Source organism: Pseudoalteromonas sp. A757 (assembly GCF_004103285.1).
In the GTDB taxonomy this organism is placed as follows: Bacteria; Pseudomonadota; Gammaproteobacteria; order Enterobacterales; family Alteromonadaceae; genus Pseudoalteromonas; species Pseudoalteromonas galatheae.
The window spans coordinates 216,227-233,309 of record NZ_QNQN01000074.1; the positions used below are offsets into that span (position 1 = coordinate 216,227).

The following is a 17,083-nucleotide window of genomic DNA, read 5'->3' on the forward strand; positions in this document are numbered from 1 at the left end:
GGAGGACAACAAACCAACACAGCGAGATTCAATACCTCCCAAAACAAAATCGTAACAATTCAGTGATGTAGATTTCGCCAGAACTATGTATTATAAGCCTGTTAAAAGCTTAGGAACGGGTGCGCCCGTACGTGAAGCGAATGGATACTAAAATCAATAACTGTGCTTATGGAACTTTTTGCGCGAATGGAATGATATTATGATCAAGAAAACCGCCATCATCATTGCAATATTGGCAGCTATCAGCGGCTGTAAATCGCTGGTTTATAAAGGCAATAAACTTTACGAAGCGGGTATGTACCGCCAAGCTGCTGAATATTATTCACAAGCACTCGCGGAAGACCCCGAGGATCTTGAAGCAAAGCAAGGCTTAACACTGGCGCGAGACAAGCTTATAGATAAAGGTCTTATCGATGTGCGTATGCTTCGCTTAGCAAATAACTACACGGCAGCAGCGACCAGACTTGAGGAAATCGTAAAAAACCAAGCACAATGGCAGATGAAACCGAATGGTGCAATGGCAAATACCCAAAGAGAAGAGCTTGATTACGCGAGGCAATGGTTACTCGACGAAGCCCGCTCGCTCTCAAACACCCCCTACCCCGACAAGTTTAAGCTTTTTGAACATAACTATCGCCACCTGATCAGCAATGCGCAATTAGCAAGCGCCATGAGCATCCACTACGACACGCTAAGAACGCAAGCGCAGAAAAAGTGTGATGAACTTGCAGGACAAGTCAGCGGACAACGCTTCTATTTAAAAAGTTTCACCGAAAAATACTGTTTAGCGTGGCAAACTCCAAAACGTTTACGTGTAGATAACCAAGATAAAAGTCGTTATTTTGCGATGAACATACGAGATCGTGTCGATATTGGCTTGCGCTTTGGCAACTCAATCAAAGGACAATACAGCGCATTTATTTCAAACCTAAATACGGCATTTAATAACAGCCTCTGGTTTGATAGTAATGGTAGCCAACAGCTTTCATTAGAGCTATACGCAGATGCGGACTATTACCGTACCAGTAACCAATATATTCAGCGTAAGCATTATCAACAGAAAGTTGAACGACCTGATCCAAATAACTTAGATAACACGCATACCGCAGAAGTCACAAGAGAGTTCACGTATCCCGTGACCATCTACGATGAAAAATTTGATATCAATGTCAATTATGAGGCGAGTTTAGCCCATCGTTATATCAAAGGCAGTGCAAGCGATAGTAAGCATAACAAAACCCGCGCACATCAGGCTGATTTTGAGCAACTTAATATCACACCACTGTCTCCAGACTTTCTTAACCTTTCACAGGTAACAGAAAAGACATTTGACGAATTACTAAAAAAATTCTCTCAAGATCTTACGCTAACTTGGAAGCAAAATTACTGTGGACAGGCACTTGGCACCAATAAAGGCGAAAATATCCTGCGCTGTGCCAAGCTTGAGCCCGAGCATGACTATATCAACCGTTGGTTTGACCAGCACTTTGGGATCAAGTACTCAGAAATGACGACTTTATACGGTATTTGAGGCTTAGAGTGAATTTTGAAACTCGCCAAAAAGCCGAAAAATGATTATATTGTGCCAACTTTATTTGTATTAGGAATTAAGCTATGCCAAAGGCAAGTGAAATTAAAAAACATGCCGCGATCGAGTATAACGGCCGCGTAATGATTGTTCGTGATATTGAGCGCTCAGTACCACAAGGTCGCGCTGGTGGTAGCCTATATCGTATGCGTATGTACGATGTAGTAGATAACTCTAAAGTAGATGAAACGTTTAAAGCGGAAGAGATGCTGACACTTGCAGATCTTAACCGCCGCCCTGCAATGCTTTCATATGTAGATGGTGATGAATATGTGTTTATGGACGATGAAGATTACACGCCATACCACCTAAATAAAGAGTCTATTGCTGAGCAGTTGTTATTTATCGATGAATCAACGAAAGGTTTATCTATCGTCGTGGTTCAGGGCATGCCTGTTTCTATCGACTTACCTTCAAGCGTAGAGCTTGTGATTGAAGATACCTCTCCTTCAATCAAGGGGGCATCTGCTAGTGCTAGAACAAAGCCTGCGACATTAACAACAGGCCTTGTTGTTCAAGTTCCTGAGCATATTTCAAGCGGTGACAAAATTAAGATCAACACTGCTGAATCTAAGTTCATGGGCCGTGCAGAATAAGCCCATTGCGCTTTTGATAGCGAGCCGTAGTGCTCGCTAGCGTATAAAAACCCCCAAGTTTTCTTTGCAGCGGTAGTGCCATTCTATAATTTTGGCCTTACTCTTAAAAATCGCGCGAAACGCGGTTTACCAAACTTAGTATATCCTTGATATCGATAGGTAATTTGGCTACCAATCGGTGGTGGTGATGCACGCTCTTCGTCGCTAAACCCTGATCCGACTTTAAACTCCTTACCTTGTGCATTCTTCACCAGAAGCGATCCCATCATTCCTTGGTACTTTCCTTTACCGGGTAAATGCTTAATCACGATGGCTTCGTCATCCAAATACGGCTTATATTTTAACACGTTGGTTGTTCTTCCATCTTCGTGCTTAGCATTTTTAGCATGCAAAATGACCCCTTCACCACCTCGTTTTAATACACTATGGTAATAATCGTTTAGCTCCTCAACGGAGCCAAATGATAGCTGCTTGACGGGTTTAATGTGTGATAACTCAGTATGGCTGAGAAGGCTTAAGTAACGCTCATGACGCTTAGCGAATATTTCTGTAGAATTTGGTGCGTCAAATACATAATAAGTCACTTGACGCCAGTGTTCGTTATTAGGGGCGTGGCGCCTTGCAATCGCACTCACAAAAGCGAAGTTATTGTACCCAGCCCACAACTCGCCATCTAACCAAGTATCAGGTAATCCTTGCGTGAACCAGTCTGGTGCTTTAATTAAGTGACCGCCACGCGTACGCAGTTGAGAGCCATCCCAAATGGCCCTCACACCATCGAACTTTTCACTAACAAGATAATTAGAAATATCTTCGTTGCCTTGATATACCGAAGCAAGCTGGATTTTTGTGTCGGTTTCATTTCCATAAAGGAGATTGGAAAAACCTAATAATAGACAGAATAAGAATGGTAAATATCGCATAGCATAATCCTTTGCAGTGGATATTTAATACCAGCGACTAGGTGCATTGTTTACGTTCACTGATATTAAAAATTAATAAATTTCATGCTTAAAGATTACACAACAATCGAAGTTTGTAAAATCAAACAAGCTTTGACTAAAAGGCCCCCTCTTTATAGCAATCCGTATTAGCTTTCAGGACAAAGCCAGTCAAAAACCGCTTCGAGATCGGTAAATGAATGATCAGCAAGACTTAAATCTTGCTTAGCTGAGTGCATGTTTGGTACAACAACCGTGGTTAACCCAGCTTCTTTGGCTGAAGTTAACCCTGTGTAGGTATCTTCTATTGCCACAGCTTCATGTGGCGCAATTTTTAGCGCAGCGAGCGCTTTGCGATAAGGTTCAGGATGAGGCTTTGGCCGTTCGACATCGTCTTTGCACACTATCGCAGAAAACAGCTCTAGTAGCTGATAGTGTCGTAAAACTGGGAGCGCTTCTGCTCTGCTGCTTCCAGTCACGAGTGCGATCGAACAACGTTTTGAGGTTTGTTCAACAATTTGTTTTGCAAAATGCATTAATCTGGGGAGTACTTCCGCAGCTGTTGCGACAAAGACGATATTTTTTTCATCACATAAATCACGGGCAGAAGGCGCAAGTTGGTGCCTTTCTTTAAGTATATTGGCGGCTTTAAGCGTTGGTACACCCGAAAACTCATCACAAAAATCATGCTCCGTATAAGTAACTTGATACGGGGCTAACACCTTCATCCAACTTTGGTAATGGAGTGCTTCTGAATCAACTAATGTACCGTCAAAATCAAATAAAACTGCCTGAAAACGCATTTACACTCCTTAATTTGGTTGTATTAATTAACCGTTGATCCCTGCTGGTGGCTCAGCAGTAGCTTCTTCACCGCTATCAACTTCAACTAATGTATAGCCCCGTGGCTGTCTAATTACTTTTAGAATTGGCTTATCGAAAGCTGACTTCAGTCTATCTGCATCCGCTTGCAACTCTTCCATCGAACGACCAAAGGGTGCAGCACCCGTTTCAGACCAGTTCGTTACCTTGCCATTTAAGTTATATTCCACTTCATGGATTTGATATAAAGCCGCTTCATCTTTTGTCGCTTCACAATATATCACCCGATAATTCCAAAAACCTGACATATCCACTCCTAACATAAAAATTTCATTAAAAAGCCCGCTTAACGCGGGCTTTAGTTACTCTATTATAATCACTGTAGCGTGAATTAGAAGAATTTCACTTTGAATTCAGCACCAATGAAGCGCGCTTCATTTAGCATACCCGTGTTGTTATTGAAGTCTACACCACCGATAACCACTTGCTCATCAAATAGGTTACGAACAAAGGCTGACACTTCATATTCGTTATCGCCTTCAGACCACATATAACCAGCACGCAGGCCTGTTTCAAACAACGCTTCACCTTCAAACTCTACTGATTTGTATAAGAAGAAGTCTACTTCACTACGATAAGACATATCACCATAGACGAAGAACTCGCCATCTTCTAACTCTTTCGTATAGCGAAGTGTTGCGTTTGCAATCCACTCAGGAGCGTGAGGTAAGCTGTTACCATCCAAAATTGCTCGCGCCTCAGGGCCATTAGTACCTTCAACCATATAAGTTGGATCAGTCACTGTACACTGCGCACAAACCGCTACAGCTAAGTTTTTATCTTCCAACTCGGTTTTGTTATAGCTCAGATTAAATGTTGCATTTAGCTCGTCTGTTAACACCCACTCGGTATCGAGTTCGAAGCCATAACCAGTTGTTTTATCAGTATTCACTAAGCGGTTGAAATTCGAACCACCACCTACAGCCGTTAGCTGTTGGTCATCCATTTGATAGTAAAATACCGTCGCGTTTACGCGGCCTTGGCCATCAAGTACATCAGATTTAATGCCCGCTTCGATTGAGTTGGTCGTTTCTGACTTAGCAACAGTCACTTCATCACCAAACAAAATACGACCTTGAACACTTGGTGCACGGAAACCGTTAGCAACGCGACCAAACAAGTTTACATCATCAGTTAGCTTGTAAGTGGCACTTAAATCCCAGCTTACGTGGCTATCGCTTGGGTTAGCGGTATCGTCAAGTACATCTGGAGAACCGTTCCAAGGTGTTGGGTTCTTAGTACGCTTGGCGTAAAACTCTTTCTCGTCGTCAGAATAACGCAAGCCAGCTGTTACTTTTAAATCATCAGATACGGTGTAATCAAAAGAACCAAATACTGCCCATGCTGATGTGTCTTGATCTTGGTAAGCATAACCATTTTGCACGCCATACTGTGCATATGCAGAATCATAACCATTAGTATTGAAGCTATAGCTTTCAATCATTAGGTCTTCTTCAAATAAGAAGACACCAACTTGGTAGTTGTAATCGCCAGAAAAGTTGCTTGATAAGCGCAGCTCTTGCGTGTACTGATTATGCTCAGGAATAACATCCGCAGTTTCTGAAGTAAATATGATCAAACCAGGGCCTGAAACACCTGCATCATTTGGACCGTAACCACCATCAACGTCTGCGCGTGAGTAGATTTCAGCACTTTCCCAAGCAGTGATTGACGTCACGGTATGCTCAGGTAAGTCCCACTCAAGTTTTAGGCTCAAACCTTGAGTTTCAACCTGTTGCGTCGAACGAGAGGCTGCATCATGGTATACCACATCGTTATCATACAATGGGTTAATGTTATTTGTGCCTTTCTCGATCAGATTTGCGCGAAATGCAATTGGGCGACCATCTAAATCACGGTAGTGGTAATTCAATAAGCCGTTGAAGTCATCGCCTTCATATAAGAATTGAACACGAACGGCTTGCTCGCTGTAACCGCCTAACGAATCTTTTTTCTCAAAACCTGGCGCTTTTACATCGATATAATCTTCTTGTTCCTGCCACAAGGCAGAAATACGTGTTGAGATACGGTCGGTTACTGAGCCGCCTACCGCACCTTCAAAGTCCACTGCACCACGGCTACCATAAGAAACAGCAGCATAGCCATCAAATTCTTGACTTGGTCTAACAGTGTCAAATTTAACAAGACCTGCAGGTGTATTACGGCCAAATAGCGTGCCCTGAGGACCACGTAATACTTCAATACGTGCAATATCGAATACAGGGAAGCCTTTTAGAATTGGGTTTTCTTGAACCACTTCATCAACAACCAAAGATACAGGTTGTGACGCATTTAGATCGAAATCTGTGTTACCTAAACCACGTACGTAAAAACGTGGGAAAGTACGACCAAACGAAGATTCTACCGATAGACTTGGGATCTTCGCGTTCATAAAGCGAATGTCCATACCCGCTGAGCTATAAGCATTCAAGTTATCACCTTGAAGTGCAGAAACAGATACAGGTACTTCCTGCGCGTTTTCAACACGTTTACGAGCGGTGATTTGAATAACTTCCAATTGATTTTTTTTGGCTTGCTCTTCCTCAGCAAGTGAAGAAAATGAAGTACCTGCCACAGCAGAGAACAACGTAGCATTTATTAGGGTAGCTAACGTAGATCTTTTCATTGCTTTCATGTTGGTTTTCGACCTTTTAGTGCACTCTTTGTTCAACGGTTTAAAATTTGGGCGCCGTTTCACTAGGCGTGAACGTTCAATTTTTCGCGATTAAAATGTAAAAACGCGGACCTTACAGTCGAGAGTGCGATACAACTTTGTAAGGCTGAACGAGACGGCGGTAATTATAGCAGGTAAATTCTACTTTGCTTTATAAACCGAACTAAAAAATCAATTTTTTTGTAACTTTTAGCGACGTTAGCTGACAGTTTACGACATTTAGCAACAAAAAACACAAAAAAGCGGACAATTGTCCTTTAAACTTATGGCTATATAAGTTCCAAAAAACCAAATTTACCGATAACAGAACCATAACACAGTGGTCGAAACTGTGCTGGTTATCTGAACAATACGATTTGCGCCCAAACAAATGTACTGACTGTTCCGGTAATCATGATTGCGGTGCCAAGGCTATGACACCGGTGTAATGATAAAGTTCAAACAAAATTAAAAAGAGGACATTAGACCGATTAAAGGTAAGTTTTAGCCTTTCTACATTAAAATATGAGAAAAATTTAAGGTAATTGCATCGAAGTAAATTCCGCTCGGCCTGTTTGCTCATTGTACTCAATGATAGCGACAGCTGCGGTTGAAAAAATAGGCATAGTATCGGGACATAAGCGGTCAACTAGATAACTTACGACAGGCATATGTGCCACTAAAATCCAGGTTTGGTGTTCAGGATGCAAAGAAATAAGCGTTTCTAAATAATCAATGGCTGTGTGTGCTGAGCCACTCGGCACGATATCTGCGCAGGTTTCAACCAATTGGGGAGCTTGTACAGCAAGCACTTGCTCGGCCGTTTGCTGCGCTCTGGTAAACGGACTTATTAATGCCGCATCTATCTCAAAGTACTGTTTCAACCATTGACCCATATCCTTGGCTTGTTGTAACCCCAGCTCAGTTAAGTTTCTACTCGCATCATCGGCCTGCATTGGCTCAGCTTCACCATGACGCATTATCAAGATAGTCTTCATACTGTTCAGCACCTTCTGTTTATATCACCCAGCATATATTTATCTCATGAACAATGAGATCCGCATTTAAGCTATTGTCGCTAATGGCCTTTCCCTTTTATGCCGCTCACAACAGAGGATCTTATGCTTACTGACTACTCATATATGCAATTCGATATTATTTTCTTCTAAACCGGTAGCTATCTCACTGGTTTGTTCGCTATATTAAAACAAATGAAGGATTAACACGAAATGAAATTCTAATTACCTTCAGTTATCTTTTAACTAATCTATCGGCAGCAGCATATTGAAACTGAGTAATAATGATAATCGGCAGTACCAATTCCTAACACTGGACAATGGTCTTAGAATCTTATTGATTAATGACGATTCAACCGCCAAGTGCGCCGTATCATTAACCGTTAACGTTGGTCACTTTGACGATCCTGAAAATCGCCAAGGTATGGCGCACTTTTTGGAACATATGCTGTTTCTTGGTACCGTTGAACACCCCGATTCTGGCGGGTTTTCGCAGTTTATTAGTCAATATGGTGGCCAGAGTAACGCCTGGACTGGCACCGAGCACTCAAGCTATTATTTTGACTGTGACGCCGAACGATTAGATGAAGCGCTAGAACGCTTTAGCCAGTTTTTTGTATCTCCACTGCTGAACGAAAGCGATACCGAAAAAGAACGCGAAGCCATTGATGCCGAGTTTAAAATGAAAATCAAAGATGATGGCCGTCGCATTTACCAAGTTCACAAAGAAACCATCAATCCTAAGCATCCTTTTGCCAAGTTTTCTGTTGGTACGCGCGACACTCTAGCGGATCGTAATGGCAATATAGCCAGTGAACTACGCGCATTTTTTAATAAGTATTATAAAGCTCAGTGGATGACTCTTGTTGTTGCCGGACCACAACCTTTGACAACCTTGGAATCCTACAGTTTACCGTTTGCGAAAATAATTGGTACTAAAGAGGAAAAGCCCACGATACAAGCCCCAATGTATCGTGAATGCGACTTACAATTAGAGTTAAAGATCAAACCCCGAAAGCATATGCAAAAGCTTATTGTCAGTTTTGCTATGCCCAACCCTACAGACTTATACCGTCATAAAAGTGTGAGCTTTTTAGCCCATTTGTTGGGGTATGAAGGTAAAGGCTCGCTGTACTCTATCCTCAAATCACAAGGTTGGATCAATGCACTATCGGCTGGTGGTGGGATCACAGGTAGTAATTTCAGAGACTTTAACATCAGTTTTGCACTGACCGATGAAGGGATTGAATACTATGAAGACATAGTGGAAATGCTCTTTGAGTACTTGGCGCTAATTAAGCAGAACACCGCAGCGCTGCCACGTCTTTACCAAGATAAAAGTACATTATTGAATATCGCGTTCGATAACCAAGAAGTCGGCCGAATGTTGGACTGGGTAAATTCAATCAGCGTTAATATGCACCACTATGAGGAAGAAGATTTTCTCTATGGTGATTATCGCATGGATGGCTTTTCACAAGAGCAGCACGAAAAACTACTGATGCATCTGTGCCCTACCAATATGCGCCTCGTGCTTATCCACCCTAATGCAGAGGTAAATAAAAAGGCCAAGTGGTACAACACGCCATACAGTGTCTCACCGATAGCAAAGGACTGGATTGAGTCGCTCTATAATGTGCATATGCCTTTACCACAAATGTCGCTACCACTAATTAATCCATACCTTAGTGCGAAAAATCCACTCCACGATGTAGAGAGCGATCAAGATACGCCGATCCGACTTGCTGATCAGCCAGGGTTTGAGTTTTGGTTTAAGCAGGACTTAACTTTTAGAGTCACCAAAGGGCATTTTTATCTCGAAATAGACTCTGCCCCATCCGTTACTAGTCACAAGCATATGGCACTCTCCCGTCTATTTGCCGATCTATTTATGGATGCAGTCGCAGAACGTTTTTATAGCGCAGAACTAGCAGGCCTTAGTTATCACATAAATTCTCACCAAGGGGGTCTAACATTACATACTGCTGGACTTACTGGTAACCAAATCACCTTAGTTTTAGAGCTGGTCGAGGCGCTATTGAATCAACCAATTCATGCTGCTCGTTTTGCCGAATATAAGAAGCAACTTATTCGCCACTGGAGAAGTCACAATAAAAATAAGCCAGTTAGCGAACTATTTAGCCGGCTGGGGGCACATTTGATGCCATGGAACCCAAGCCCTGAAGATTTAGCCAGTGCACTTAAAAGTGCCAGTTTTAATGAATTTCAGCTATTTCGAAAGCAGTTCTTTTCAGCAATCCACGTCAAAGCCTTTATGCATGGTAACTGGCAACTAAAACATGCTGAAAAATTAAAAACATCAGTCCACGGGCTGTTTTCAAGCAGCGAAATTTTAGAAGATTTAAAGCGCCCCTTAAACGAGTTAACTAGACTGACTGAACAACACATCGAACGCGAAGGCAGTGATCATGCCTTTATTGAATATTTTCAATCACGCACCGATTCCGTTAAAGAAAAAGTCACCATGATGGCGATTAATAATCTTATTAATCAAGATTACTTCGAACAATTGAGGACCAAAGAGCAACTTGGTTACTTAGTTGGCGCGGGGTATGCACCATTCAATACGCGTGCGGGAATTGCTTTTTACATTCAATCGCCCAACTTTGATAGTGAATACCTACTAACTAGACATAATGCATTTCTGAAGTGTTTCGCTAAGCAATTGCGTCAATTGGATGAGTCTGACTGGCAACGTTCAAAAGAAAGCTTATTACTACATATTTCTGAGAGAGACAAAAACCTAAGACTTAGAGCACAACGGTTGTGGATCTCAATTACCAATGACTTTCACCAGTTTGATATGCAACAAAGGTTAATCCAAGCTTTGACCAATTTAGAATTGGAGGACATGATTACCTATATAGATAAGATGCTAGAGCCAAGTGCTCCGCGATTGATTTTAAAGTGTAATTAGCAGTTCTAGTGTAAGCAAGGGACGCTTATCGCACTTTCACTTACTATCAAGGCTTTTTTCACTTAGCACACAGACCTCAGGCTTTATTTGAGCTTAGTAAATATTCAGCGTTACTTGTTAGTACAATGAATTTCATCCTAAACTTTGCTTCACTATTGTAAAAAGCCTGAATTAACCTGAATTTCCCCTTAATCAACGTTTTCCTTTTGACTACAACACTAGCTTGATTTAGATTAAAGGTTGCAGTTATGAATTACGCACTTTATGAGCCTAAAAATAAAAACAATAACAATCAACACTCTACTTTTATCACTGATTTCGTACTCGTCGTACGCCAGTGACGTGAGTGTGTTAACTGCAGCCCAGCTCGCTTGGTTTGTGCCATGTGTTATTGCTCTACTTAGCATCCCCTACTTAATCTGGTCAAACCATCAACTTAAGAAGTCTACATTTCAACTTAAGCACTCAGAACAACGATTTAAAAGCACCATTGAAGGCAGTGGCGATACGCTTTGGGATTGGAATATTCAATCAGGAGAAATTGTACGGATCAATGACAAGTACGGTATGAACTCCGCAAAGCCCGGCAGCATCATACCCAACCAGCATAGGATCCACCCACAAGACTTATTAATCGTCGAAAAACTGATGAAGCAGCATTTCGCAGAAAAAACCCCTTTTTTTGAAGCGAGCTACCGAATTAAAGATGAACTAGGTCAGTATCACTGGGTGTTAGACAGAGGTAAAATTATTGAGAAAGACGCCAATCTCAACCCTCTGAGAATGACAGGCACAGTTCGCGATATCAGCCACTTTAAGAGCACTGAGGAGAGGTTAAACCTGTTTGCGAAATGTGTAGAGTCGCTCACTGACGCAATTGCAATTTACGATAAGCACTATAATCTAGTTGATCTAAATCCAAGCTACTTGAAACTATTTGGTGGTCAACGGGAACATTATCTGAATAAACATTTCAATTTACCAGGCTATGATCAAAAGTTTGTCGCTCAAGTAAAAGCCCAACTTAAGCAAACTGAACACTGGCAAGAAGAGTTAAAACTACGAAATGCAGCCGATGTACTCTTGCCAATTGAAATAACCATAGATGAAATTAAAAATAACCATGGCCAGATCAGCAACTATGTAGTTGTTTATTCTGATTTAACCGAGCGTAAAAAAGCGGAATCTCAACTCCACAATTTGTCGAATCGCGACCGTACAACAGGTCTTCCCAATCGCAACTTATTCTTCACTAATCTACAAAAACTATCTCAGCAGGGCACTCACCATGCTTTACTTGTTTTTGATTTAGATAACTTTAAAAAAATCAACGACTCATTAGGACATCAGCTTGGTGATACTCTGCTTGCAAAACTCGCAATGCGACTGAATAAGCTCGCCCGCCAACAAGATACTTTTTATCGCCTAGGTGGTGATGAGTTTGCGCTGGTTATTTCTGGCACCAATGATATTCACACCATTACACGAACAGCAAAACAGTTTTTGGCTGCGATTGCGACACCTTTTAAAATTGCCAATCATGAGTTAGTGATCACCTCGTCTGTAGGAATTGTGCTTTGCCCTGAAGATGGTAAATCACCTGAAAGTTTACTAAAAAATGCAGATACAGCGATGTATCATGCGAAACAAAAAGGCAATCACTACTTGTTCTTCAATGACTCGATGAACGAACAAGCGGTAAAGCGTTTACAAATAGAAAACCTGATGCGTTATGGCCTCAAAGAAGATCACTTTGTCGTCTACTATCAGCCAAAAATGAATATTAAAACCGGTGAACTGGTTGGTATGGAAGCACTCGTCCGTTTCATTACCCCGAAAAAAGGGGTGATAAGTCCAGGTGTGTTTATTCCTATCGCGGAAGAAACTGGGCAGATCATCGAAATTGGTGAAGTCGTTTTAGACAAAGCATGCCGCGATGTTAAACATTGGATTGATAAAGGGCTGTTTAATGGCAGAGTTGCGGTGAATTTATCAGCAAAACAGTTTAGCCTGCCAGATCTCACAACTCGGATCGATATCATCTTGCAAAAAAATCAACTTCCCTCTTATTTTCTTGAATTAGAAATCACGGAAGGAACAGTAATGGACGATCCAAAAGAAGCAATTTCGATAATGCGCTCGCTTAGTGCGAGGGGAATACATTTAGCCATGGATGACTTTGGCACCGGCTATTCCTCGCTGGCTTATCTCAAGCAATTTCCACTGAATACACTTAAGGTAGACAAGGCATTTATCGACGATATGAACAATGAACGTGGTAGAAACATGGTAGACTCCATCGTTACTATTGCGCACAACTTAGACCTTCACGTTGTTGCTGAAGGTGTTGAAAATGAAGAACAACTTAATATTTTAGAGCAACTGAATTGCCAAACGGTTCAGGGCTACTACTACTCAAAACCGCTATCAAGCAGTGAATTTGAACAGTTCTTGAAACAACATGCTCCGAGCGAGAAACCAAACCTTCAACTCGTACAGTAGCCCTATTTCATTTAACCTAGCTCCATTTACGCTTTCCAACTAACTAAATTCGCGCAACGACGCATCCAAGCTCTACGGTAGTGCACCCGAAAAAGAATAAGCGCCGCAGGGCCCGTAATTAATGCTAAGCTCAGCCAGCGCTTTCTAGGCATTCCAGTCCAGAGGGTTTGAAGATAAATTACCACAGCACAGACCAAGGATATGATTGTAAAAGCCACTGATACTCCTGAAGTTTTTCATCTATCAAGTAAACCAAGGGCTTTTCTCCTTGGCGCAGAAACATCGCATTTCGATACTATTTACTAATGCGGCCGACGAGTCTACACAACGTTCAATATTTAATCAATACAGAAATTATTGTTGCATATTTTTGTATTATTTAATTTAATAGCGGACTGTTTAGAGGTATAGCATTACGTAAGGAGTGCTATTCCGTAACTTTCCCTGATTAGGGAAACAGAGACAAGTGGGGAAATTTTTACGGTCAACTAGCAATGATTTCCTAGCTTAGTCCACTTAGGTTATGAGAGTGTTTTTAGCATAATTTGTGAAGCCAGCTTAGTCCTTAACTGGAAATTAAAAGTTAGCTTTTCTAATATTGTAGACGACTGAAATTTTGGTGCTTTTACACACTGTATTTATTTTAATCGTCAACTGTGAGTTAAACCGATACAAATCGGTCAGTTATTCAATAATTGTCTGCGTTATAACGCCATAGTATAGACTTTCTGATAGTTTTTACTGATAGACGATTACAGTATTATCACAAGAGCTGCTAAACTTACTCTCATGTAGTATTAACTGTTACTTCAAGGACACGGGCTATGGATCAGAAAAGCGTACATGAATATTTGCAGGCCAAGCCTGCTACCTTTATCACTAAGCCTTTTGCGCAAGACGTAGATGTGTACAAAGTTCAGCATAAAATGTTTGCAACTCTAACTGAGGGGAAGGAGGGGCAAATAGATGAAAATGGTGAACCTGTTTGGTGGTTAAATGTAAAATGCGACCCTGACGAAGCATTGTTACTTAGAGACAAGTATTCATCTGTTGTGCCTGGTTATCACATGAATAAGCGGCTTTGGAATACAGTCATCTTGGATGGCACTATTCCAGAAGACGAAATAAAGAAAATGATCGATGATTCTTATCAAATCGTCGTAGATAACCTACCGACCGCACAACGTGAAGAACTTGCTAGCAAGATCACGCAACGTTAATTAAAACGCATTTAGGTAAAGCTAAATGCCGTTTTACCTTTCTATCTCCCTACACTTATTGGCTATCTTTAATGTCGATCAACTTGTCTTAAAGTTACTCTGGTAGTATACAAAAAGAATAACCAAGTAACGTTAGAGTGACGACATGACAAAACGGATAGCAGTACTGACAAGTGGCGGGGACGCGCCGGGTATGAACTCGGCAATTCGGGCTATCACGTTAAGTGCCCTAAGTTCCGGATTTCAATGCTTTGGTTTTTTTCATGGTTATAATGGTCTAATTAACCAAGAATATACTGAGCTCAATACTGATTCTGTCACAGATATCACCCAACTTGGTGGCACAATTCTAAAAAGTGCCCGCTGCCCTGCGATGCTAGGACCCTCAGGCGTCCTTCAAGCCGCAAACGCACTTAGAAAACTCCATATTGACGTACTTATTGTGATTGGTGGTGATGGCTCACTTAAAGGATTGCAAGTATTAGCAGAGCACTGGCAAGGTCAACTAGTCGGTATTCCCGCTACTATAGATAACGACCTCTCGGGATGTGACAACACCATTGGTTTTTCCACCGCCATCAATACTGCGACTTCTGCAATAGATAAAATCCGCGATACTGCAAATGCCTTTGAGCGGGTCTTTATCACCGAGGTAATGGGTCGTCATAACGGACATATCGCTTACCATGTAGGCATAGCGACAGGCGCTGAGGCTATCATTTCATTTGAAAACTGCACGGCAGAGAATACCTCTCAGGTCTTAGCTCATCTCAAAAATGCCATAAAGCATCAACATCAACACGGTAGCTTTTTGATTATACTAGCGGAAAATTTATGGCCAGGTGGCGCTCAAGCGCTTCAAACAGAGTTAAATAACAATGCCGATATCAATTGCGCACTTTGCGTGTTAGGCCATATTCAACGAGGCGGCGCACCATCTGTTGAAGATAGAATGCTCGCAACGGAATTAGGGGTAGCTGCTGTGGAAGTGATTAATGGTAACATCAAAGCAAACACTGATGTTGCGACGCCCGTTATGGTGGGAAAAATACATGGTGCAATTGTAGTTACTGAAGTCGAGAAAGTGCTAAATATGGAAAAGCCAGTATCACAGGAATGGGTACAACGATATCAACACTACCTCGCCGAGCGATAAATGCAGTGAGAGTGAAACACATATTTATTATTCACTCTCACTACGTCTTACCTAAGCGCTAGCCAAACACACTAAAAGCAGATTCGTTGAGCCACAGGTGACATAAAATACTCGCGATATAACCAAGCAAGATCACAGGTGCCCATTTTAGGTGCCCCATAAAAGTATAATAGCCTCTAGCCTGACCCATGAGTGCTACCCCAGCCGCCGAGCCAATAGAGAGTAAACTCCCTCCTACCCCTGCTGTGAGCGTGATCAACAACCAATGGCCGTGTGACATTTCAGGTTGCATCGACAGCACAGCAAACATTACAGGAATGTTATCGATCACAGCGGAGATAACCCCTAAGAATACGTTAGCATAGGTTGCAGACCATTCACCGTATAATATCTCTGACATTAAACTTAAATAGCCGAGAAACCCCAAACCGCCAACACACATAACGATACCGTAGAAAAATAATAAGGTATCCCACTCAGCGCGTGAAACTTTGCTAAAGACATCGAATGGCACAACACTTCCTAGCTTCTCGAGACGCTCTTGATCCCCTTCTCTTTCCGCCATCGCTCGCTTTCGTGCTAATGACCCCGGTAACGTCATTCTCAGGAAGTAACCAAAAAACTGTAGGTAACCGAGGCCCATCATCATGCCAAGTACCGGTGGTAAATGCAGCAAACTGTGTGAAAGCACAGCAGTTGCAACAGTCAATAGGAACAAAGTTAAAATTCTTAAAGCACCGCGCTTAAGCTCTACTCTTTCGTAAACTGCACTGGGCTTTCTATCCGCCACAAAATAACTCATTACGACTGCTGGTACGATGTAATTAACCAGTGAAGGAACAAAAAGCGCTAAGAACTCACTGAAATGTACCATACCGGCTTGCCATACCATCAAAGTGGTAATGTCACCAAAGGGGCTGAATGCTCCACCAGCATTGGCAGCTATCACGATATTGATACAGCTTAAATTGATAAACTCTTTGTCACCTTCAGCTACCTTCATCACCACGGCACACATTAGCAAGGCTGTGGTTAGATTGTCTGCAATTGGAGAGATAAAAAAGGATAAGAACCCAGTGATCCAAAAGAGATTCTTATAACTAAAACCCTTTTGGATCATCCATGCTCGTAGCGCATCAAAAAGGCGGCGCTCCTCAAGCGCGTTGATATAAGTCATCGCAACCAGCAAGAACAACATCAACTCCGCAAATTCTAACAAATTGTGCCGAAATGCGTGCTCGGTAACATCAGGTTGTCCCTGATTAACGTAATACGCCCCAATCATGAGCCAAATGATGCCTGCCGCCACAAGCACTGGCTTTGATTTTCGCATATGGAGTTTTTCTTCAAGCATTACAAGTGCGTATGCTAAAACGAAGACAACAATACAAACCAAACCGAGTGTCGAGCTAGTAAGATCTAAGGTGCCTTGAGCCGCCAAGGCTGGTGATGGGATCACGGATATGACCCATGCGCAACAGAATAGCAGTAGTCCATTGATTTTCATTTTTTTGCCTATCGATGAGTGCAGAGGGATGGCATTTCAGCCAAACTCACTTTAGCATAGATAAAAAATAATCAGCATTGGACT

The 17,083-nt window shown here is 41.9% G+C and carries 12 protein-coding genes; 6 read left to right on the forward strand and 6 right to left on the reverse strand.

The annotated features are described in order from the left end of the window. Positions 1-199 precede the first annotated feature (199 nt). Positions 200-1,531, forward strand: coding sequence for a tetratricopeptide repeat protein (locus DRB05_RS20530; RefSeq protein WP_128728568.1), 1,332 nt, complete (start codon positions 200-202; stop codon positions 1,529-1,531). An 83-nt stretch (positions 1,532-1,614) separates the two neighbouring features. Continuing rightward, positions 1,615-2,184 (forward strand): elongation factor P-like protein YeiP, encoded by a 570-nt coding sequence (yeiP, locus tag DRB05_RS20535; RefSeq protein WP_010606026.1) that lies wholly within the window; start codon positions 1,615-1,617, stop codon positions 2,182-2,184. Between the two features lie 83 nt (positions 2,185-2,267). Here the strand turns inward: yeiP and DRB05_RS20540 are convergent, their stop codons facing one another. The 5 genes from DRB05_RS20540 to sixA form a co-directional block, all read right to left on the reverse strand. Further along, positions 2,268-3,107 carry a DNA ligase gene (locus DRB05_RS20540; RefSeq protein WP_128728569.1) on the reverse strand — a complete coding sequence of 280 codons (840 nt, stop codon included), beginning with the start codon at positions 3,105-3,107 and terminating at the stop codon, positions 2,268-2,270. 167 nt (positions 3,108-3,274) lie between these two features. Beyond that, positions 3,275-3,928: an HAD family phosphatase gene (locus DRB05_RS20545; RefSeq protein ID WP_128728570.1), complete on the reverse strand. Its 654-nt coding sequence runs from the start codon at positions 3,926-3,928 to the stop codon at positions 3,275-3,277. Positions 3,929-3,955: 27 nt separating this feature from the next. After that, positions 3,956-4,255 (reverse strand): hypothetical protein, encoded by a 300-nt coding sequence (locus DRB05_RS20550; protein ID WP_010374748.1) that lies wholly within the window; start codon positions 4,253-4,255, stop codon positions 3,956-3,958. 83 nt (positions 4,256-4,338) lie between these two features. Next, complete coding sequence (locus tag DRB05_RS20555; protein ID WP_128728571.1) at positions 4,339-6,642, reverse strand: TonB-dependent receptor; 2,304 nt, start codon at positions 6,640-6,642, stop codon at positions 4,339-4,341. A gap of 554 nt (positions 6,643-7,196) precedes the next feature. After that, positions 7,197-7,658, reverse strand: coding sequence for a phosphohistidine phosphatase SixA (sixA, locus tag DRB05_RS20560; protein ID WP_128728572.1), 462 nt, complete (start codon positions 7,656-7,658; stop codon positions 7,197-7,199). A 286-nt stretch (positions 7,659-7,944) separates the two neighbouring features. Here sixA and DRB05_RS20565 point away from each other — a divergent pair, with 286 nt between their 5' ends. The 4 genes from DRB05_RS20565 (at position 7,945) to DRB05_RS20585 (ending at position 15,492) form a co-directional block, all read left to right on the forward strand. Then, positions 7,945-10,614, forward strand: coding sequence for an insulinase family protein (locus tag DRB05_RS20565; RefSeq protein ID WP_128728573.1), 2,670 nt, complete (start codon positions 7,945-7,947; stop codon positions 10,612-10,614). 264 nt (positions 10,615-10,878) lie between these two features. Continuing rightward, complete coding sequence (locus DRB05_RS20570; protein ID WP_128728574.1) at positions 10,879-13,116, forward strand: bifunctional diguanylate cyclase/phosphodiesterase; 2,238 nt, start codon at positions 10,879-10,881, stop codon at positions 13,114-13,116. 824 nt (positions 13,117-13,940) lie between these two features. Next, a complete protein-coding gene (locus DRB05_RS20580; protein ID WP_128728576.1) occupies positions 13,941-14,336 on the forward strand; it encodes an MmcQ/YjbR family DNA-binding protein in 396 nt (131 codons plus the stop codon). Between the two features lie 145 nt (positions 14,337-14,481). After that, positions 14,482-15,492: an ATP-dependent 6-phosphofructokinase gene (locus DRB05_RS20585; RefSeq protein ID WP_128728577.1), complete on the forward strand. Its 1,011-nt coding sequence runs from the start codon at positions 14,482-14,484 to the stop codon at positions 15,490-15,492. Positions 15,493-15,550: 58 nt separating this feature from the next. Here the strand turns inward: DRB05_RS20585 and nhaD are convergent, their stop codons facing one another. Beyond that, entirely contained in the window at positions 15,551-16,999 is a 1,449-nt protein-coding gene (gene nhaD / locus DRB05_RS20590) for a sodium:proton antiporter NhaD (RefSeq protein WP_128728578.1), read from the reverse strand. Positions 17,000-17,083: the final 84 nt, after the last annotated feature.